Source organism: Nocardioides bruguierae (genome assembly GCF_023554635.1).
Lineage (GTDB): Bacteria > Actinomycetota > Actinomycetes > Propionibacteriales > Nocardioidaceae > Nocardioides > Nocardioides bruguierae.
This window is the reverse complement of the sequence record NZ_JAMJPH010000003.1, coordinates 41,464-60,652: the sequence shown is the minus strand read 5'-3', so window position 1 is coordinate 60,652 and position 19,189 is coordinate 41,464. Positions and strand designations below refer to the sequence as shown.

Genomic DNA, 19,189 nt, shown 5'->3' with positions numbered 1-19,189 from the left:
CGGGCATGACCGCCGGCGCCCGCCGGGCTCGCGCCCCGACCGTGGTCGGGCTCCTCCGCGAGAACCTCGGGGACCGAGCGGTTCCTCGATCACGTGGACGAACCTAGGCACCCTGCTTGAGCGGAGCCTGAGAGCCCACCCCAGGAGAACCTGTGTGCTCCGGGTCTCAGCCGTCGGTGTCCGCGGCCGAGGGTTCCTCCGCCTCGTCCCGGGCCGCCCACTCCAGCAGCGGGGCGAGGTCGAAGGGGTGGTCGTCGATGTCGGCCATGAGGTCGCCGACCTCGGCGAACCGGGCGGGCACGGTGGCGATGGTGAGGTCGCGCGGGTCGGCCTCGGGCACCTCGCTCCAGCGCAGCGGGGTGGAGACCCGGGCGTCCGGCAGGCCGCGGACGGAGTAGGCGGCGGCGATCGTGTGGTCGCGGGCGTTCTGGTTGTAGTCGACGAAGACGGCCGAGGGGTCGCGGTCCTTCGTCCACCAGGTCGTCGTGGCCTCCGGGGTCCGGCGCTCGACCTCGCGGGCGAACGCCCAGGCGGCACGGCGGACGTCGGGGAACCCGTGCTCGGGCCGGACCCGCACGTAGACGTGCAGGCCCTTGCTGCCGGACGTCTTCGGGTAGCCGACGGCGCCCAGCTCGTCGAGCACCTCCTGGACGACACCGGCGACGCGCTGGACGGTCGCGTAGTCGCACTCCGGGCCCGGGTCGAGGTCGATGCGCCACTCGTCCGGCTTCTCGGTGTCGGGGCGGCGGCTGTTCCAGGGGTGGAACTCCACCGTGGACATCTGCACCGCCCAGATCACCGCGCCCAGCCCCGTGACGCACAGCTCGTCGGCCGTCCGGTTCCACCGGGGGAAGTGGAGCCGCACGGTCTCGACCCAGTCGGGCGCGCCCGCGGGCAGCCGCTTCTGGTGCACCTTCGGACCGTCGAGGCCCTGGGGAAAGCGGTGCAGCATGCACGGCCGCTCCCACAGGGCGTTGACGATGCCCGGCCCGACGGCGAGGTAGTACTCGACCAGGTCCAGCTTGGTGGCGCCCGTGGCCGGGAAGTAGACCCGGTCGGGGTTGCTCACGCGGACGACGCGGTCGTCCACCTCGATCTCCACCGACGGCGGCTTGCTGGGCATGGGGCGAGGCTAGCGGTCAGTCCCGACGCAGGAGGGCGAGGAACATCGCGTCCGTGCCGTGCCGGTGCGGCCACAGCTGGACCGTGCCCTCCAGGGGCCCCCGGCTGCCGGGCACGTGGGCGAACGCCGGGCCCAGGTCGACCAGCGAGACGTCGCGGCGCTGCGCCAGCGCGCTCTCCACGACGTCGGCGGTCTCGGAGAGCACCGGGGAGCAGGTCGCGTAGAGCACCAGGCCACCGGGGCGGACGAGGTCCAGCGACGCCGCCAGCAGCCGCCGCTGGAGCATCACCAGCTCGAGCAGGTCCTCCGCGCGGCGGCGCCAGCGGGCCTCCGGACGACGCCGCAACGCGCCGAGGCCGGTGCAGGGCGCGTCGACGAGCACCCGGTCCAGGGAGCCGGGCGCGAAGGCCGGGCGGGTGCCGTCGCCGACGACCACCGCACCGGCGCCGGGCACCGCGGTGCCGTCGGCCAGGGCCAGGTTGCGGCGGACCAGGCCGGCCCGGTGCAGCTGGCGCTCGTGCGCGGTGAGCACCGCACCGGACCCGGCCGCCAGGGCGGCCAGCAGCGCGCTCTTGCCGCCCGGGCCGGAGCACAGGTCCAACCAGCGCTCGTCGCGGCCGTCGAGGTCGGCGCCGGCCAGGGCCGTGGCCACGAGCTGCGAGCCCTCGTCCTGGACGCCGGCGCGGCGCTGTGCCACGGCCTCGACCGCGCCCGGGTCCCCGCCGTCGAGGTGCACGCCGTGCGGCGAGTACGGCGTCGGCTCACCGGGCAGCTCCTCCCGGGTCGACAGGCCCGGCCGGGCGACCAGGGTGACCCCGGGGGCGACGTTGTCGGCGGCCAGCAGGTCGCTGACGTCGTCGTCGGGGTGGGAGGCGTGCAGCGCCTTGCGCAGCTCGGCGACGACCCAGGCGGGGTGGGCGTGCACGAGGGCGTCGTGGGCGACCGGGTCGGCCTCGCGGGCCGGGGCGAGCTCCTGCAGCCAGTCGTCCAGGTCGCGCGAGGCGACCTTGCGCAGCACGGCGTTGGCGAACCCGGCCGCCCCCTGGTTGGCGACGTGCCGCACGAGGTCGACCGTCGTCGAGAGCGCCGCGTGCGCGGGCACCCGCATCGACAGCAGCTGGTGGGTGCCCAGGCGCAGCGCGTCGAGCACCGGCGGGTCCAGCGCGCGCAGGCCGCGCGCGGAGCAGGCACCGATGACGGCGTCGTAGGTGGAGCGGCGGCGGATGGTGCCGCTGGCCAGCTCGGTGACGAAGCCGGCGTCGCGGCCGGCCAGGCCGTGCTTGCGCAGCACCGCCGGCAGCACCAGGTTCGTGTAGGCGTCCTGGGTGCGCACCGTGGTGAGCACCTCGTGGGCGGCCAGGCGCGTGACGTCGACGCGCGGGGGTCGGCCACCGACGGGACGCTGGCCGGGGCGGGTGCCGCGGGGGCGGGGACGGGACGGACGCTCAGGCACGTCGACCTCCGTCGACCCAGCCGCGGGCCAGCGTCTTCGGCGCCTTGGCCAGCCAGGCGTCGGTGAGGTGCTCGGCGAGCTCGTCGCGGCTCATCTCGCCGACCCGGGAGGCGCGCAGCAGGACCGCGCGGGAGCGGGTGCGGGCGAAGTGCTCGATGGTGAAGAACGGGGTGCTCGGGTCGTCGACCAGCGCCGCCGCGTCCTCGAGGGAGGCGGTGGAGAGCACGAGGACGTCGTCCCACTCCTCCCCCGTGACCGGGTCGGTGCAGTCGTGCCGCGGGTGCCGGTACAGGACGAAGCCCTTGCCGCGCACCAGCCAGGTGGGCACGTCGCCCCACGAGGTGCCGAGGGTCGCCTCGGGCAGCGCGCCGCAGATCGCGTCGACGTCGTCGGGCGTGGCGGGGCGGTCGGTGCCGCTCGTCGCTGCCACCTCAGCCACCCAGCCGGACGCCGGCCTCGAGCCGCGCCCCGCGCGCCCAGGCGGCCGCGTCCATCTGCTTCTTGCCGAAGGCCTTCACCTCGCCGAGGCGGACCGCGGTGGTGCCGGTGCCGACGAGGACGTGGTTCTTGCCCACCTCCAGCACCCCGGGCTCGAGGACCTGGTCGGTGTGCTGCACCGGGAACAGCTTGAGCCGCTCGCCCTCGTGCGTCGACCAGGCGCCGGGGAACGGCGTGCACGCACGGACCTGGCGATCGATCGCCACCGCGGGCTGCGTCCAGTCGACCTCGGCGTGCTCGACGAGGATCTTCGGGGCCAGGCTGACACCGTCCTCGGGCTGCTCCCGCGCCTCCAGCTCGCCGGACTCCAGGCCGTCGAGGGTGCGGACGAGGAGGTGCGCCCCGCCCTCCGCGAGCCGACCGAGCAGGTCGCCGGCGGTGTCCTCGGGGCGCACCCGCTCCGTCATCACGCCGAAGGTCGGGCCGGCGTCGAGCGCCTTGACGATGCGGAACGTCGTCGCGCCGGTGACCTCGTCACCGGCCCAGATGGCGTGCTGCACCGGTGCGGCCCCGCGCCACGCGGGCAGGCAGGAGAAGTGGAGGTTGATCCAGCCCAGGCGCGGCACGTCGAGCGCCGACTGCGGCAGCAGCGCCCCGTAGGCGACGACGGGGCAGGCGTCCGGCTCGAGGGCGGCCAGCTGCGCCTGGAACTCGGGGTCGCGGGGGTGCTCGGGCTTGAGCACGGGCACGCCCAGCTCCTCGGCGCGCTGCGCGACGGGGCTGGCGACCAGCTTGCGGCCCCGCCCGGCGGGGGCGTCGGGGCGGGTGACGACCCCGACCAGGTCGTGCGCGGACGCGGCGACGGCCTCGAGCGCGGGCAGGGCGACCTCGGGGGTGCCGGCGAAGACGACCCGCATCAGATGCCGAACCCGTTCATCGGGTGGGGCGAGACCTTGACGGTGGGCTTGTCCAGGCCGAACCACTCCGCCTCGCGGATGGCCCGCATGGCGGCCTTGCGGGTCTCGGTGTCGAGCCGGTCGACGAACAGGACACCGTCGAGGTGGTCGGTCTCGTGCTGGATCGCGCGGGCCAGGTAGTCCGAGCCGTGGATGGTGACCGGCTCGCCGTGCATGTCGAAGCCGTGGGCGACCACCGAGAGCGCGCGGAGGCACTCCCAGGTCATGTCCGGGATCGACAGGCAGCCCTCCAGGCCGTCCTGCGTCTCCTGCGAGAGCTCGAGCGTGGGGTTGACCAGGTGCCCGACGGTGCCCTCGACGTGGTAGGTGAACACGCGCAGGCCCACGCCGATCTGGGGCGCGGCCAGGCCCGCGCCGGGCGCGGCGAGCATGGTGTCGGTGAGGTCCGCGACGAGCGTGCGCAGCTCCTTGTCGAAGTCCGTCACCTCGACCGCCGGCTTGCGCAGGATCGGGTCGCCGAAGAGTCGGATGGGCTGGACTGCCATGGCTGTGATCCTAGGTGTCGCGGCCCGGCCTCCCGAAACCCCGTCGCCTCCGGCGGCTGCTGCTGAGAGGGTGCCCCCGTGCACCTCGTCCTGCTCCTCGGGCCGCCCGCCGTCGGCAAGATGGCCGTCGGGCGGCGCATCGCCGCGCGCACGCCCTACCGGCTGTTCCACAACCACGCGACCATCGAGCCGCTGCTGGAGGTCTTCGACTGGGGCACCCCGCCCTTCGAGACCCTGAAGCTGGAGTTCCGGCGACGCGTGATCGAGGAGGCCGTCGCCAGCGGCGTGCCCGGCCTCGTCCTGACCCTGGTCTGGGCCTTCCAGCTGCCCGAGGACACCGCCTACGTGCGGCACCTCCTCGCCCCCGTCCTGGACGCCGGCGGCCGGGTCGACTTCGTCGAGCTCACCGCCACCGAGGAGACCCGGGTGGCGCGCGAGGGCACGCCCGAGCGCCTGGCAGCCAAGCCCTCCAAGGCGGACGTCGCGTGGGCCCGCGACCACGTCCGCGAGGCAGGGCGCACGCACGTGATGAACACCGGACCGGAGCAGCCGTTCCCGCTGCGCGACCTCCCGGGGTCGCGGCACGTCGTGGTGGCCAACGACCACGGCGACGCCGACCAGACGGCGGGGCGGGTGTGCGAGCTCCTGGGCCTGCCCCCACTGCCCTCCCTGCCCTCGCGGCCGGGGGCGGGGAGCCCTCAGAGCGAGTAGGGGTCCACCTGGATGCGGACGGGCTCGAGCTTGCGGGCCGAGCGCACCCGCTGGAGGTCTCCGAGCGCCGCCGACAGCGCCGCGCCGCGGCTGCGCGGCACGCGCATCACGACGCGGTGGCCCGGGTCCTCGCCCGCCAGCGGGTCCACCGGCACGGGCCCGAGCACCTCGGCGCCCTCGGGCGCGTCGAGCAGCACCAGGGCGTCGTCCAGCGCCCCGGCTCCCCCGGTGAGCACTGCGAGCCGCGACACCGGCGGCAGGTGGGCCTCCCCGCGGCTGGCCGCCTCGCGTGCCGCGAAGCCCGCCATGTCCCACCGGACGAGCGCCTGGACCGCCGGGTGGGCGGCGTCGCCCACCACGAGGACCCGCCCGCCGGGGCGCACGAGACCCGCCGCGTTCGCCCACCGGCGCAGTGCCTCCTCCTCGGTGCGCAGGTCGGGCCGGGCCAGCAGCAGCCACGCGTCCAGCAGGACGACGGCGGCGTAGCCGTGCTCGGCCACCGGCTCGGCGCCCGGCGTGGCGACGACGACCTGGGGCCGGTCGGGCACGGTGTGCAGCACGTGGTCCCCGGCCGAGGTCCGCACCCGGGCGCGCGGCAGGGCACGCCCGATCTCCTCGGCGGTGCGCGCCTGGCCCAGCACCGGGGCTCGCAGACCGTGGTCCCCGCACTCGGGGCAGGCCCACGCCGGCTGCTCGGTGCCGCACCAGCCGCAGGCGGGCGGGGTGGTGGGGCCGGTGAGCCGCAGGGGTCCGGTGCAGGCCGGGCAGCGGGCCGGCGTCCGGCAGCGCTCGCAGGCGAGCGCTGCGGCGTAGCCGGCCCGGGGGTTCTGCACCAGCACGGGGCCGTGCTCGAGCGCGTCGCGGAGCAGGTGGTGCACCTGCTGCGGCATCCGCGCGGTGCGGGCGTGCGGGTCGCGCAGGAGGTCGTGCTCGCTGGCGCCGGCCACCTCGATCCGGGCAGCGGCCCGGACGACGTCGCGCCGCGCCCCCAGCTCGTGGGCCCAGCCGGAGCGCACCAGGTGGTCGGCCTCGACCGTGCGGGCGAAGCCGCCCACCAGCGCCGCGGCGCCCTCGCTCTCGGCGCGCAGGAGCAGCACCTCACGCGCGTGGGGGTAGGGCGCCCGCGGCTCGGAGAGCAGGTCGTCGCCGTCGTCCCAGACGACCACGAGGGAGAGGTCGGCGACGGGGGCGAACGCCGCGGCGCGGGTGCCGACCGCGATGCGGGCCTGCCCGTGCAGGAGCCGCAGGAAGTGCCGGTAGCGCACCGCGGGGCCGAGGTCGGCGGTGAGCAGCGCGTGCTGGGGGGCGCTGCCGGCGCTCTCGGCGGCCGCGGTCAGCGCGGCGTCGAGCCGGGCCACGTCCTTGCCGTCGGGAGCACAGACGACGACGCCGCCGGGAGCGGCCAGCGCGGCCTCGGCCACCAGCATCGCCCAGTCGGTGCCCGGCGGAGGGCTCCAGACCGCGCGGGGGGCGCCTCCTGCCCGCAGGTGGCCGAGCCAGGCGGCGGCGTGCTCGTGCGCGCCCCACGCCTGCTCCGCCGCCCCGGCGGGCACCGGGCGCAGCGGCGGCACGGGGTCGGGGCGGGCCTGGGCCTCCTCGGCCTCGGCGGTGGCGTGCCGGGGAGGCACGGCGAGGCGGAGCACGTCGGCGCGGGTGCCGGCGTAGCGCCGTGCGACCTCCTCGGCCAGGGCGGCGACCGCCGGGGTCAGCACCCGCTCGGCGCCCACGACCCGCTTGATCGGGGCGAGCACGCCGGCGTGCTCGGAGGTCTCGCACCGCTCGAGCAGCCAGCCGTCCGCCTCCTGCCCGGCGAAGCGCACCTTCACCCGCACCCCGGGACGCGCGGTGGCGTCCAGCTTCGCGGGCACGGCGAAGTCGAAGACCCGGTCCAGGTGGGCGGGCGGCAGGTCGAGGAGGACCCGGGCGACCGGCTCGGTCTCGGCCGGGGTCACCTGGACGGCGTTGCGGGCCCGGGTGGCCCGGGCCTTGGCCTCCCGGACGCCCGCCAGCCCCGGCAGCAGGTCGGGCTGCTCGTCGGCGGGGCGTGGTGGCGGGCTCACGCGAGGATTCCTACCAGGGCCCACCGACCCCGCCGGCGACCGGTCGGGGTCGGTGGAGGGCTCAGCGGCCGACGGCTGCCGCGAGCGCCTCGGCGCGGTCCGTGCGCTCCCAGGTGAAGTCCTCGAGCTCTCGGCCGAAGTGGCCGTAGGCGGCGGTCTTGGCGTAGATCGGCCGCTTGAGGTCGAGGTCGGCGATGATCGCGGCCGGGCGCAGGTCGAAGACCGCGAGCACCGCCTCCTGGATCTTCTCGTCCGGCACGGTGCCGGTGCCGAAGGTCTCCACGAACACGCCGACCGGCTGCGCCTTGCCGATCGCGTAGGCGACCTGCACCTCGCAGCGCTTGGCCAGGCCGGCGGCCACGACGTTCTTGGCGACCCAGCGCATGGCGTAGGCGGCCGAGCGGTCGACCTTCGACGGGTCCTTGCCGGAGAAGGCACCGCCGCCGTGGCGGGCCATGCCGCCGTAGGTGTCGACGATGATCTTGCGGCCGGTCAGGCCCGCGTCGCCCATGGGCCCGCCGACCACGAACGTGCCGGTCGGGTTGACCAGCAGCCGGTAGCCGTCGGAGTCGATGTCGAACTGCTCGAGCACCGGCGCGATGACGTGCTTGGCGATGTCGGGCTGGAGCTGGGTGTCGAGGTCGATGCCCTCGGCGTGCTGGGTGGAGAGCACCACCGTGTCGATGCGGCGGGCGACGCCGGCGTCGTCGTACTCGACGGTGACCTGCGTCTTCCCGTCCGGGCGCAGGTAGGGCAGCGTCCCGTCCTTGCGGACGGCGGTGAGCCGCTCGGCGAGCGTCTGCGCGATCTTGATCGGCAGCGGCATCAGCTCGGGCGTGTCGTCGCAGGCGTAGCCGAACATCAGGCCCTGGTCGCCCGCACCCTGCAGGTCCTTCTCGTCCACGGACGCGGCGGTGCGGTGCTCGTGCGCCTTGTCGACGCCCTGGGCGATGTCGCCGGACTGGCCGCCGATGGCGACCATGACGCCGCAGGTCTTGCCGTCGAAGCCCTTGTCGGAGTGGTCGTAGCCGATGTCGAGGATCTTCTGGCGGACGATGTTCTTGATGTCCACGTAGCCCTTGGTGGTCACCTCGCCGGCCACGACGACGAGGCCGGTGGTCAGCAGCGTCTCGACGGCCACGCGGGAGTGCGGGTCCTGGCGGAGCATCTCGTCGAGGACGGCGTCGCTGATCTGGTCGGCGATCTTGTCGGGGTGCCCCTCGGTCACCGACTCGGAGGTGAACAGGCGTCCGGTCATGTGTGTCGTCCTCGATCCTTCGTACCGGCGGGGGTGGCCCGCCCACGGTAACCACCGCAGGCGTCACCCGGGTGGCGTGTCTCAGCGGCGCCCCGGTCGGGGGCCGTCGTTCAGCGTGCGGGGGTGGTTCGGAGCAGCACCTGGTCCCAGATGGCGTGCGCGAGCACTCGTTTCGCGGCGCGGGGCACGGCCGTTTCGGCACCGTCGGCCCCCAGGATGACGGCCTCGTTCTCGTCCGCGCCGAACACCGCTCCCCCGGCGACGTCGTTGACGACCAGCAGGTCGCAGCCCTTGCGGGCCAGCTTGGCCCGCCCCAGCTCCAGGACGCTGCCGGTCTCGTCCCCGGTCTCGGCCGCGAAGCCGACCACGACCTGGCCGGCGCGCGGCCGGTCGTGGGCCAGCGTCGCCAGGATGTCCGGGTTCTGCTCCAGCGCGACCGGGTCGACGGTGCCGTCGGCCCGCTTCTTGATCTTGACCCCGGAGTGGCTGGTGGGCCGGAAGTCGGCGGGCGCGGCGGCCATGACGACGGCGTCGGCGTCCTTGGCGGCCGTCAGCACCGCGTCGCGCAGCTGCTCGGTGCTGACCACGGGCACGACGTCGACGCCGGCCGGGTCGGGCAGCGAGGTGTTCGCGGCGACGAGGGTGACGCGTGCGCCGCGGGCGGCCGCGGCGCGGGCCAGCGCGTAGCCCTGCTTGCCCGAGGAGGCGTTGCCGAGGAACCGGACCGGGTCGAGGTGCTCGCGGGTGCCGCCCGCGGAGACGACCACGTGCCGGCCCGCGAGGTCGGCGGCGCCGGGGCGGGCGAGCACGTCGACGCACGCCTCGAAGATCTCCACCGGGTCCGGCAGCCGGCCCTTGCCGGTGTCGGCGCCGGTCAGGCGTCCGCTGGCGGGCTCGAGGACGACGACGCCCCGCTCACGCAGCGTCGCGACGTTGGCGACGGTGGCCGGGTGCTCCCACATCTCGGTGTGCATCGCCGGGGCGAGCACCACGGGGCAGCGGGCGGTGAGCAGCGTGGAGGTCAGCAGGTCGTCGGCGCGCCCGTGCGTGGCGCGGGCCAGGAAGTCCGCCGTGGCCGGCGCGACCACCACGAGGTCGGCCTCGCGGCCCAGCCGCACGTGCGGCACCTCGTGGACGTCCTCGAAGACCCGGGTGTGCACGGGCTTGCCGGAGAGCGCGGCCCAGGTGGGCGCGCCGACGAACTCCAGGGCGGCCGCGGTCGGCACGACGGTGACGTCGTGGCCGGACTCGGTGAACCGGCGCAGCAGCTCGGCGGCCTTGTACGCAGCGATCCCGCCGCTGACGCCCAGGACCACGCGGGTCGGGGCGTCGGCGACGGGATCGCTGGCGCGGGTCTCGTTCACCCGCGAGGCTTCACTCGGAGAAGTCGGCCGCGGCGGCGTCGGCAGCGGCCTGCTCGGCGGCGAGCTCGGCCGGGTCGACGTGCTCGAGGGTCAGCAGGTCCTCGTTGACCTCGCGCAGGGCGATGGAGAGGGGCTTCTCCTGGACGTGGGTCTCCACGAGGGGGCCCACGTACTCCAGCAGACCCTCGCCCAGCTGGGAGTAGTAGGCGTTGATCTGGCGGGCACGCTGCGAGCCGTAGAGGACCAGCTGGTACTTGCTGTCCGTCTTGCTGAGCAGGTCGTCGATGGACGGGTTCGTCACGCCCACGGCCTCGATGTTGGGGGCAGCCACGCTGATGAGCCTCACAAAGTCTTCTCGGGGGTGCAGGTCGGTGCGCCGGAGGGCGCTAGGGCCGGACCTGCGGGTCGGCCGTCATCAAGGTTACCAACTCGTCGGCAGCCTCATGAACTTCGTGGTTGACGATCGTGACGTCGAACTCCGGCTCGGCCGCCAGCTCGTCACGCGCGGTGGCCAGTCGGCGCTCCCGCTCCTCCTCGGTCTCGGTGCCCCGGCCGACGAGCCGGCGGACCAGCTCCTCCCACGACGGGGGCTTGAGGAACACCTGGAGCGCCTCGGGCATGGAGTCGCGGACCTGCCGCGCCCCCTGGAGGTCGATCTCCAGCAGCGCCGGGCGTCCGGCGGAGAGCGCCTCGTCCACCGGACCGCGCGGGGTGCCGTAGCGGGCCACCTTGTGCACGACCGCCCACTCGAGCATGTCGCCCGCGTCGACCAGGCGGTCGAACTCCGCCTCGGTGACGAAGTGGTAGTGCACGCCGTCGACCTCGCCGGGGCGGGGCTTGCGGGTCGTCGCGGAGACCGAGATCCAGACGTCGGGGTGCTGGTCGCGGACGGCGGCGGCCACGGTGCCCTTGCCGACGGCGGTGGGACCGGCGAGGACGACGAGCCGGCTGCGGGCCGGCCCGTCGGGGGTGCGGGAGGGAGCGGGAGGGGTCACAGACCCGCGTCCGCGCCGAACTCCTTCTCGAGCGCAGCGACCTGCTTCGAGCCCAGACCACGGACGCGGCGGCTCTCGGCGATGCCGAGGCGCTCCATCATCTGACGGGCGCGGACCTTGCCCAGGCCCGGCATGGACTGCAGCAGGTCGACCACGCGCATCTTGCCGATGACCTCGTTGGTCTGGCCCTCCTTGAGCACCTCAGAGATCGAGGCACCGGAGTTCTTGAGCCGGTTCTTCACCTCCGCACGCTCCCGGCGGGACGCAGCAGCCTTCTCGAGCGCCGCCTGGCGCTGTTCGGGGGTCAGCGGGGGAAGGGCCACGGGCTCAATCCTTCTACGCGGTGGGTGGTGCAGGGCGGGGCCAATCTAGTCACACGTCCGGGTGAGCGGCAACGCGGGCCACCACACAGGTGCGCGCCGGGCGTCCGACAGGCGCCCGGCGGGGGCCCCGGAGCGCCGGCTCGCGGCCGTTCGCGCCGGTCAGCGCGGGGGTGAGGAGGTCGCTCAGGGTGACGTCCGGGGGTGGGTCGGGCCCCCGTCTCAGCCACCGGTCAGGGACGTGCCGCAGACCGCGCGGACCTCCGCCGTGACGGTCGCCAGCGCCTGCTGCGTCTGCGTCGAGGCCAGCTCACCGGCCGCCGCCCGCACGGCCACGAGGTCGGCCTCCTCGACGCCCGCCGGCACCTCGTCCTCGTCGAGGCCGACCAGGTCCTGCGCGGTCAGGTCCGTCCCGTCGAGGGCGTCCTCGAGTGCGTCGTCGAGGGCGACGACGCGACCGGTGAGGTACTGCCAGTCGTCGGCCACGTCGTCAGGGCTGGCGTCGCGCAGCCGCTCCAGGGCGGGCAGCGCGTCCACGAGGGCGGTGGGGCTGCCGGCGTCGACCGCCGCGGCCAGCTGCTCCTGACCGTCGGTGACGGTGTCGCAGTACTCCTGCGTGGGGTCGCCCGCGCAGCCGGAGAGCAGGAGCGCCAGGGTGACGGCGGCTCCGGCGACTCCGACGGCTCCGGCGACGCCCCGGTGACGCGTCACCCCAGCCCGGCCAGCGCGTCGTTGGCGTCCCGGGCGGCCGCGGCGAGCATCCCGGCGTCCGGGCCCTTGCCCAGGACCTCGCGCGAGGAGCTGGCCAGCACGTGGGGCGCCACGGGGCCGAAGATCCGGTCGATGTCGGCCACGGTGCCGCCCTGGGCGCCGAAGCCGGGCGCCAGCACGGGGCCGCCGAAGTCCAGGTCGGCGTGCGTCACGACGCCGTCGGCCAGCGTCGCGCCGACGACGGCGCCGAAGGAGCCGAGCGAGCCGGCCTCCACCTCGGCCGCGTTCAGCGCGGCCAGGTGGGAGAGCACCCGGTCGGCGACCCGCTCCCCCGGCGTGGCGGAGCCGTCGGCGGTGCGGGCGTGCTGCACCTCGGGGCCCTCGGGGTTGGAGGTGAGGGCGAGGACGAACAGGCCGCCCCCGTGGGCGCGCGCCGTCTCCACGAACGGGCTCAGCGAGCCGAAGCCGAGGTAGGGGCTGACCGTCACGGCGTCCGCGCACAGCGGGGAGGCCGGGTCCAGGTAGGCGTCGGCGTAGGCCTGCGAGGTGGAGCCGATGTCGCCGCGCTTGACGTCCAGCGCCACCAGGGCGCCGGCCTCGCGGGCGGTCGCCAGCACCCGCTCCAGCACGGCCACGCCGCGGCTCCCGAAGCGCTCGTAGAAGGCGGACTGCGGCTTGATCACCGAGCACACCGGCGCGAGGGCCTCGGTGGCCGTGAGCGCGAACCGCTCCAGCCCCGCCACGGTGTCCTCCAGCCCCCAGGCGGCCAGGAGGCCGGCGTGCGGGTCGATGCCGGCGCAGAAGCGCCCGCGCGTGGCGAGGGCGGACTCGAGGCGGGCACCGAACGGCGCGGTCGTCGTCTGGGGCGCGATGGTCATGCAGGGGCCTTCCTGGGTGCGGGTGCGGGTGCGGCTGTGGGTGCGGGTGCGGGCGTGCTGGCCGGGCGGGTCAGGGGCGTCAGGTGGGGTCGTCCGGGGCTCGCCCGGCTCGCAGGTCGGCGACGAGCCGGGCGGCGGCCGTGGGGTCGGAGAGGAGCGCCGAGCCCACCTGGACGGCGGCGGCGCCGGCGTCCAGGAGCGCCCGGGCGTCCGTGGCGACCGTGACGCCCCCGCAGCCCACCACGTCGACGCCGGTGCCCGCCAGGGCCGTCGCGGCGGCGTGGACGGCGCGCAGCGCCTGCGGGCGCACGGCCGGGCCGGACAGACCGGCGGGGCGGCCGTCGGGCAGCTGGGCGGGCTGGGCCCCGCCGACCACGACGGCGGCGGCCCCGGCCCCGGCGGCCGCCCGGGCGTGCTCGGCGACGCCGGCGAGCACCGGGGCGAGCTTGGCCAGCAGCGGCACGCCCGGCGGCAGGACGCCGGCCGCGGCGGACACGGCCTCGGAGACGCCCGCACCGTCGAGGGGGGCCAGCACCCCGGCCTCGGCGGCGTCGGGCGCGCACAGGTGCAGCTCGACGGCGGAGACGCCGGAGGTGCGGGCCAGGCCGCGGACGACCTGCGTGATCTCCTCCGGCGTGGCGCCGGCGACGGAGACGACGACGCGGGCCCCGGCCTGCACCAGCGCGGGCAGCTCGGTGGCGCAGAAGGCGGTGAGCCCGGGGTTCGGCAGCCCCGTGGCGTGCAGCAGCCCGGCCGGGCTCTCCAGCACCCGGGGCGCGCGCGAGCCGGCTCGGGCGTCCAGGGTGATCGTGCGGCTCACCACCGCGCCGTAGGTGCTCAGCGGTGCGTAGGCGGCCGCCTCCCGGCCCGTGCCCGCGCAGCCGGCGGCGAGCATGACCGGCTCGGCCAGGTGCAGCCCGGCCACGCGGGTGCCGGGGGTGGTCGGGCTCATCCGCGCTCCTCCCCCGTCCCGGTCCGCGGGGCACTCTCCGGGCCCACCAGGTCGTCCCAGCGCACCAGGTCGTCCCAGCGCACCAGGTCGTCCCAGCGCACCCGGTCGCCGCGCAGCACCGGCCCCTCGGCGCAGACGCGGGCCGTGCGGGCCACGCCGTCCTCACCGACGACGGGCACGGGGCAGCCGAGGCACAGGCCGGTCCCGCACGGGGTGGGCAGCGTGAGCGCGGTCTGGCTCCAGGCGCCGTGGTCCTCGGCGGCACGGGCCACGGCGTGCAGGAGCGGCGTCGAGCCGGCGGCGTAGACGACGGCCGCCCCGGTGCGGCGCAGCAGGTCGGGCAGGAGGTCGGCGGCGGGGGCCCGGGTGCCGACGGAGCCGTCGAGGGTGGCCACGGTGACGCTGCGGGCCGTGCGCCGGGCCTCGAGCGCGGAGAGCAGGTGGGCCTCGTCCGGCGCCGCGAGGAGGAGGTGGACGGGGCAGTCCCGCTCGCGCAGCCGCTCGGCCAGCGCGAACAGTGGCGCCGCGTGCACGCCCTCGCCGACCAGCAGCGTGCTGACGGGTTCCTTGGGCAGGGCGAAGACGCGCCCGCCCAGGGGGCCGGTGATCTCGAGCCGGTCCCCGCGGGCGCGGGAGGCGAGCCACCGGGTGCCCGGCCCCACGGGGTCGACCAGCACGGACACGGAGGTGGCGTGGCCGCCCAGCGGACGCACCTGGTGGATCCACAGCGCCCGGCGCGCCAGGCGGGCGCGCTCCCCCGGCTCACCGATCGAGACGGCCAGGAAGGACCCTGGGCGGAAGCGCTCCCCGACGCCGGGTGCGGCCAGCGTGAGCTGGGTGAACGCCCCCGAGCGCGATCCGGACAGGACCTCGGCCGTCAGGTGGACCGGGCCGTGCACGGGCGCGCTCACTGGGTCATCACCGGGTGCTCACTGGGTGCGGGCACCCGCTCCCGCGGCGATCCGCGACGGCCACGCGGGCCCGCCGTAGATGAAGCCGGTGTAGGCCTGGACGAGGTCGGCTCCCGCCGCGATCCGCTCCCGGGCGTCGGCCACCGTGGAGATGCCGCCGACGCCGACCAGGGTGAGGTCCGGGCCGACCCGCTGGCGCAGCCGGCGCAGCACTTCCAGCGAGCGCTCGCGCAGCGGCGCGCCCGAGAGCCCGCCGGCCCCCAGCGCCTCGACGTCGGCCTCGGGCGTCACGAGCCCGCCGCGGCCGATGGTCGTGTTGGTGGCGATGACGCCGTCGAGCACCCCGTCGCGCGCACCGGCGACGGCCATGTCGGCCACGGCGTCGACGTCCTCGTCGGCCAGGTCGGGCGCGATCTTGACCAGCAGCGGCACGCGGCGGCCGGAGTGACCACGACCGTCGTGGGTCGCCGCGTCGGCGACCTGGCGGACGTGCTCGAGGAGCGGCCCCAGCTTCTCCACGGCCTGGAGGTTGCGCAGGCCGGGGGTGTTCGGCGAGGAGACGTTGACGACCAGGTAGTCCGCGAACGGCGCCAGCAGTCGCGCGCTGATCGCGTAGTCGGCCTCGACGGCCGTCTGGTCGTCGTCGGGCACGACCTTCGACTTGCCGATGTTGACGCCCAGCACCGGCCGCCCGCGCGGGTCGCGCCCGCGCAGCCGCTCGGCGCGCTGCTCCAGGCGGCGGGCCACGACGGCTGCCCCGTCGTTGTTGAAGCCCATCCGGTTGACGATCGCTTTGTCGGCGGGCAGCCGGAACAGCCGCGGCTGCGGGTTGCCCGGCTGCGGCCGCCCCGTCACGGTGCCGACCTCGACGTGTCCGAAGCCGAGCGCGGCCAGCGCGTCGATGCCGGTGGCGTTCTTGTCGAACCCGGCGGCCAGGCCCAGCGCGTGCGGGAACGTCAGGCCGAGGGTGTGCACCGGCGTCGCCGTCGTCCCCCGCAGGCGGGCCACGCCCCGGCGGGCCGCCGCGAGGGCGGGCCCGCCGGCACGGACGCCGACGAAGCCGAGCCGGTGGGCCAGCTCGGGGTCGATCCGTGTGGCCACCTGGTCGAAGAGCAGGTCGTAGGCACCCATGTGCTGACTCCTACCAGATCCCCGGTCAGCGACCGACGAGCGCGGCCCAGTCCTGCAGGGACCGGACGCCCACGTCGCCCCGACGCATCGCCTCGATCCCCTGCACGGCGGCCGCGAGGCCCTGGACCGTGGTGATGCAGGGGACGTTGGCGCGGATCGCCGCGGTGCGGATCTCGTAGCCGTCCAGGCGCGCGTGGCCGGAGCCGCCCGCGCCGTACGGCGTGTTCACGATGAGCTGGATCTTGCCCTCGGCGATGAGCTGGACGGTGGTCTTCTCCCCGTTCGGCCCCTCCCCCTCGAAGTGCTTGCGCACCACGGTGCAGGGCACGCCCGAGCGGCGCAGCACCTCGGCGGTGCCCTGGGTGGCCATGATCTCGAAGCCGTGCTCGGCCAGGACCTTCACCGGGAAGATCATCGACCGCTTGTCGCGGTTGGCCATCGACACGAACACCGCACCGCCGGTCGGCAGCAGCCCGAAGGCGGCGGCCTGCGACTTCGCGAACGCGGTGCCGAAGTCGGCGTCGAAGCCCATGACCTCGCCGGTGGACTTCATCTCCGGGCCGAGGATGGTGTCGACCTGGCTGCCGTCGGGGGCGCGGAACCGGTTGAACGGCATCACGGCCTCCTTCACGGCGATCGGCTGCTCGGCCGGCAGGGTGCCGCCGTCGCCGGTGGCGGGCAGGACGCCGACCTCGCGCAGGTGGGCGATGGACTCGCCCAGCATCACGCGGGAGGCGGCCTTGGCCAGCGAGGTGGCGGTGGCCTTGGAGACGAACGGCACCGTGCGCGAGGCGCGGGGGTTGGCCTCGAGGACGTAGAGGATGTCGCCGGCGAGCGCGAACTGGATGTTGATCAGGCCCAGCACGCCCACGCCCCGGGCGATGCCCTCGGTGGCCTCGCGGATCTTGTCGATCTCGCGGGCACCCAGGGTGATCGGCGGCAGGGCGCACGCGGAGTCGCCGGAGTGGATGCCGGCCTCCTCGATGTGCTCCATCACGCCGCCGAGGTAGAGCTCCGTGCCGTCGTAGAGCGCGTCGACGTCGATCTCGACGGCGTCGTCGAGGAACCGGTCGACCAGCACCGGGGCGGCGCTGCTGATGAGCCCGGCCTCCACGTACTTGGTCAGGTAGGCCTCGAGCGACTCGTCGCCGTAGACGATCTCCATGCCGCGTCCGCCCAGCACGTAGGAGGGGCGGACGAGGACGGGGTAGCCGATCTCCTGGGCGATCGCGCGAGCCTCGGGCCACGAGGTGGCGGTGCCGTGCTTGGGCGCCACGAGCCCGGCCTGCGCCAGCACGCGGCCGAAGGCGCCGCGCTCCTCGGCGAGGTCGATGGCGTCGGGGCTGGTGCCGACGATCGGCACGCCCGCGGCCGCGAGGCCCTGGGCGAGGCCGAGCGGGGTCTGGCCGCCGAGCTGGCAGATGACGCCGGCCACGGGGCCGGCCTGCTGCTCGGCGTGCACGACCTCGAGCACGTCCTCGAGCGTGAGCGGCTCGAAGTAGAGGCGGTCGGAGGTGTCGTAGTCGGTCGAGACCGTCTCCGGGTTGCAGTTGACCATGACGGTCTCGTAGCCGGCCTCGGAGAGGGCCAGCGACGCGTGCACGCAGGAGTAGTCGAACTCGATGCCCTGGCCGATGCGGTTCGGACCGGAGCCGAGGATGATCACGGCCTCCTTGGTGCGGCCGGTCACCTCGGTCTCCTCGTCGTAGGAGGAGTAGTGGTACGGCGTCGCGGCGGCGAACTCGGCGGCGCAGGTGTCCACGGTCTTGTAGACCGGGCGGATGCCGAGCGCGTGGCGCACCCCGCGGACGACGTCCGCGGTCATGCCCCGCATCTTGCCGAGCTGGGCGTCGGAGAACCCGTGGCGCTTGGCCCGGCGCAGCAGCGCGGGGGTGAGCTCCTCGGCCTCGATCACCGACAGCGCGACCTCGTTGATGAGGGAGAGCTGGTCGACGAACCAGGGGTCGATCTTGGTGGCGTCGAAGACCTCCTCGGCGGTGGCCCCGGCACGCAGCGCGTCCATGACCAGCTTGAGGCGGCCGTCGTGCGGCACGGAGGCGCGGGCGAGCAGGTCGGCCTTGTCCAGGTCGACGAACGCCTTGTCCCAGTCGAAGGTGGCGCCCTTGGACTCCAGGGAGCGCAGCGCCTTCTGCAGGGCTTCGGTGAAGCTGCGGCCGATCGCCATCGCCTCGCCGACGGACTTCATGTGCGTGGTGAGCACCGGGTCGGCGCCGGGGAACTTCTCGAAGGCGAACCGGGGCACCTTGACCACGACGTAGTCCAGCGTGGGCTCGAACGCGGCGGGGGTGCCGCGCTTCTCGCCGTCCTCGCCGATCACCGAGGTGATGTCGTTGGGGATCTCGTCGAGCGTGTAGCCGATCGCGACCTTGGCGGCGATCTTGGCGATCGGGTAGCCGGTGGCCTTCGAGGCGAGCGCGGAGGAGCGGGAGACGCGGGGGTTCATCTCGATGACGACGATGCGGCCGTCCTCGGGGTTCACCGCGAACTGGATGTTGCAGCCGCCGGTGTCGACGCCGACCTCGCGGATGACGCCGATGGAGATGTTGCGCAGCCGCTGGTACTCGCGGTCGGTCAGCGTCATGGCCGGGGCCACGGTGATCGAGTCACCGGTGTGCACGCCCAGCGGGTCGAGGTTCTCGATGGAGCAGACGATGACGACGTTGTCGGCCTTGTCGCGCATGACCTCCAGCTCGTACTCCTTCCAGCCGAGGATGGACTCCTCCAGGAGCACCTCGGTGGTCGGGCTGGCGGTGAGGCCGGCGCCGCCGATGCGGCGCAGGTCGTCCTCGGAGTAGGCCAGGCCGGAGCCCGCGCCACCCATGGTGAACGAGGGGCGGACGACGACGGGGTAGCCGAGGTCCTCGGCGCCGTCGAGCGCCTTCTGCAGCGCGGCGGCGACCTTCTCCTCCTTGGTCGCGCCGGGGGCGAGGTCCTCGCCGTTGCAGATGATCGAGCGGGCCACCTCGGCGCCCCACTCGGCCGGGAGGTCCTCGACGATCCGCTTGAACTGCTCGCGGTTCTCGCCCTTGTTGATGGCCTCGACCGAGGCGCCGACGAGCTCGACGCCGTACTTCTCGAGCACGCCGTTCTCGTGCAGGCTCATGGCCGCGTTCAGCGCGGTCTGGCCGCCGAGAGTGGCGAGCAGCGCGTCGGGACGCTCCTTGGCGATGACCCGCTCGACGAACTCGGGCGTGATCGGCTCGACGTAGGTGGCGTCGGCGAACTCCGGGTCGGTCATGATCGTGGCCGGGTTGGAGTTCACCAGGATGACCCGCAGGCCCTCGGCCCGCAGGACGCGGCAGGCCTGGGTGCCGGAGTAGTCGAACTCGCAGGCCTGGCCGATGACGATCGGGCCGGAGCCGATCACCATGATGGAAGAGATGTCGGTGCGCTTCGGCATG

At 75.0% G+C, this 19,189-nt stretch carries 18 protein-coding genes; 1 reads left to right on the top strand and 17 read right to left on the bottom strand.

All coding sequences use genetic code 11. From position 1 onward, the window contains the following. Positions 1 to 166: 166 nt before the first annotated feature. From ligD to def, 5 genes are read right to left on the bottom strand one after another with little or no spacing between them, the layout of a single operon-like run. Positions 167 to 1,123: a non-homologous end-joining DNA ligase gene (ligD, locus tag M8316_RS02655; RefSeq protein ID WP_250051777.1), complete on the bottom strand. Its 957-nt coding sequence runs from the start codon at positions 1,121 to 1,123 to the stop codon at positions 167 to 169. A gap of 16 nt (positions 1,124 to 1,139) precedes the next feature. Further along, positions 1,140 to 2,576: an RsmB/NOP family class I SAM-dependent RNA methyltransferase gene (locus M8316_RS02650; RefSeq protein WP_250051774.1), complete on the bottom strand. Its 1,437-nt coding sequence runs from the start codon at positions 2,574 to 2,576 to the stop codon at positions 1,140 to 1,142. Then, positions 2,569 to 3,006 (bottom strand): MmcQ/YjbR family DNA-binding protein, encoded by a 438-nt coding sequence (locus tag M8316_RS02645; protein WP_250051772.1) that lies wholly within the window; start codon positions 3,004 to 3,006, stop codon positions 2,569 to 2,571. Before M8316_RS02645 ends, M8316_RS02650 begins: the two co-directional genes overlap by 8 nt. Position 3,007: 1 nt before the next feature. After that, entirely contained in the window at positions 3,008 to 3,931 is a 924-nt protein-coding gene (gene fmt, locus M8316_RS02640; RefSeq protein WP_250051770.1) for a methionyl-tRNA formyltransferase, read from the bottom strand. Then, positions 3,931 to 4,476: a peptide deformylase gene (gene def / locus M8316_RS02635; RefSeq protein ID WP_250051768.1), complete on the bottom strand. Its 546-nt coding sequence runs from the start codon at positions 4,474 to 4,476 to the stop codon at positions 3,931 to 3,933. The genes fmt and def overlap by 1 nt, the downstream gene beginning before the upstream one ends. Before the next feature lie 78 nt (positions 4,477 to 4,554). On the opposite strand from def, the gene M8316_RS02630 reads away from it, so the two are divergent. Beyond that, entirely contained in the window at positions 4,555 to 5,187 is a 633-nt protein-coding gene (locus tag M8316_RS02630) for a DEAD/DEAH box helicase family protein (protein WP_250051766.1), read from the top strand. Here the strand turns inward: M8316_RS02630 and M8316_RS02625 are convergent. The 12 genes from M8316_RS02625 to carB all read right to left on the bottom strand — a co-directional run bounded on the left by M8316_RS02625 (position 5,175) and on the right by carB (position 19,188). Further along, positions 5,175 to 7,247, bottom strand: coding sequence for a primosomal protein N' (locus M8316_RS02625; protein ID WP_250051764.1), 2,073 nt, complete (start codon positions 7,245 to 7,247; stop codon positions 5,175 to 5,177). The genes M8316_RS02630 and M8316_RS02625 overlap by 13 nt on opposite strands. A gap of 61 nt (positions 7,248 to 7,308) precedes the next feature. Next, complete coding sequence (gene metK / locus M8316_RS02620; protein ID WP_250051763.1) at positions 7,309 to 8,505, bottom strand: methionine adenosyltransferase; 1,197 nt, start codon at positions 8,503 to 8,505, stop codon at positions 7,309 to 7,311. Positions 8,506 to 8,615: 110 nt separating this feature from the next. Beyond that, positions 8,616 to 9,869 carry a bifunctional phosphopantothenoylcysteine decarboxylase/phosphopantothenate--cysteine ligase CoaBC gene (gene coaBC, locus M8316_RS02615; RefSeq protein WP_250051760.1) on the bottom strand — a complete coding sequence of 418 codons (1,254 nt, stop codon included), beginning with the start codon at positions 9,867 to 9,869 and terminating at the stop codon, positions 8,616 to 8,618. A 10-nt stretch (positions 9,870 to 9,879) separates the two neighbouring features. Further along, complete coding sequence (gene rpoZ, locus M8316_RS02610) at positions 9,880 to 10,200, bottom strand: DNA-directed RNA polymerase subunit omega (RefSeq protein ID WP_250051758.1); 321 nt, start codon at positions 10,198 to 10,200, stop codon at positions 9,880 to 9,882. Positions 10,201 to 10,255: 55 nt separating this feature from the next. After that, positions 10,256 to 10,864: a guanylate kinase gene (gmk, locus tag M8316_RS02605; protein ID WP_250051756.1), complete on the bottom strand. Its 609-nt coding sequence runs from the start codon at positions 10,862 to 10,864 to the stop codon at positions 10,256 to 10,258. Further along, positions 10,861 to 11,187, bottom strand: a complete 327-nt coding sequence (gene mihF, locus M8316_RS02600) for an integration host factor, actinobacterial type (RefSeq protein WP_250051754.1) — start codon at positions 11,185 to 11,187, stop codon at positions 10,861 to 10,863. The genes gmk and mihF overlap by 4 nt, the downstream gene beginning before the upstream one ends. Positions 11,188 to 11,406: 219 nt before the next feature. Next, positions 11,407 to 11,895 (bottom strand): hypothetical protein, encoded by a 489-nt coding sequence (locus M8316_RS02595; protein ID WP_250051752.1) that lies wholly within the window; start codon positions 11,893 to 11,895, stop codon positions 11,407 to 11,409. Further along, positions 11,892 to 12,773, bottom strand: coding sequence for an orotidine-5'-phosphate decarboxylase (pyrF, locus tag M8316_RS02590; RefSeq protein WP_250051749.1), 882 nt, complete (start codon positions 12,771 to 12,773; stop codon positions 11,892 to 11,894). Before pyrF ends, M8316_RS02595 begins: the two co-directional genes overlap by 4 nt. A 79-nt stretch (positions 12,774 to 12,852) precedes the next feature. After that, entirely contained in the window at positions 12,853 to 13,725 is an 873-nt protein-coding gene (locus M8316_RS02585; RefSeq protein ID WP_250051747.1) for a beta/alpha barrel domain-containing protein, read from the bottom strand. Then, positions 13,722 to 14,636, bottom strand: a complete 915-nt coding sequence (locus tag M8316_RS20945) for an iron-sulfur cluster-binding protein (RefSeq protein ID WP_308195944.1) — start codon at positions 14,634 to 14,636, stop codon at positions 13,722 to 13,724. The genes M8316_RS02585 and M8316_RS20945 overlap by 4 nt, the downstream gene beginning before the upstream one ends. 18 nt (positions 14,637 to 14,654) lie before the next feature. Further along, positions 14,655 to 15,767: a quinone-dependent dihydroorotate dehydrogenase gene (locus M8316_RS02575; protein ID WP_250051745.1), complete on the bottom strand. Its 1,113-nt coding sequence runs from the start codon at positions 15,765 to 15,767 to the stop codon at positions 14,655 to 14,657. A gap of 25 nt (positions 15,768 to 15,792) precedes the next feature. Continuing rightward, positions 15,793 to 19,188 (bottom strand): carbamoyl-phosphate synthase large subunit, encoded by a 3,396-nt coding sequence (carB, locus tag M8316_RS02570; protein ID WP_250051743.1) that lies wholly within the window; start codon positions 19,186 to 19,188, stop codon positions 15,793 to 15,795. Position 19,189 lies beyond the last annotated feature (1 nt).